1 protein-coding gene is annotated in these 599 nt (G+C 55.4%); it reads right to left on the bottom strand.

Annotated elements, in window-relative coordinates; all coding sequences use genetic code 11:
• The coding region (locus E7681_RS18920; protein ID WP_168733256.1) for a hypothetical protein at window positions 1-267 on the bottom strand (267 nt) is incomplete at its 3' end.
• Window positions 268-599: the final 332 nt, after the last annotated feature.

Below are 599 nucleotides of genomic sequence, written 5' to 3'. Positions count from 1 at the left end.
GCCTTCAAGCGCAACTTTGTACACTGGGCTGCGCGCGAATTCGACTGGCCTGGCCATACCGAGGCTGACCTCTTTGCCGTGAACAAGGTCCTGAACGAGCAGGACTTCATGCCGCTCGTGGATATTCATTTCTTGCTGACGACCCTCAAAATGGGGCGGCATTACAAAGGGCAGTTCAAGCTGACCAAGGCAGGCACAGAAGTTCGTCAGCATCCGGGTCGGCTCTTCGGGATCATAACGCCGTTTTACCTCTTTGAAATCGATCATACGGGTTGGTCACGAACCCCGAACCACGTGCTTCCAGGCAACTGGGACCTCTTCCTTAACGTCCTCAACGTCGAGACTGAGGACGGCGCAGCGGGCGCCCACCTGCGACAGATCTTGTTCGGTGAACCAGAGCCTAGCCCCTTTCCACGCTACGATGAGATGATGGGTAGTCTTTACACGCAGGTCTTGCGGCCCTTGATCTGGACTGGCCTCCTCCAGGAAACACGCCCCGCAAAATCGTTCCGATCGCAAGAGAGTGTTTTTACGAAAACACCACTTTGGAAAGCCGCGCTCAAACTAGAGACTGATCCACTGGTTAAACCCGCCACACG

The sequence above is a fragment of the Thalassobius vesicularis genome, assembly GCF_004799325.1.
Classification (GTDB): Bacteria; Pseudomonadota; Alphaproteobacteria; order Rhodobacterales; family Rhodobacteraceae; genus Thalassobius; species Thalassobius vesicularis.
This window is presented reverse-complemented; position numbering and strand designations above follow the sequence as displayed.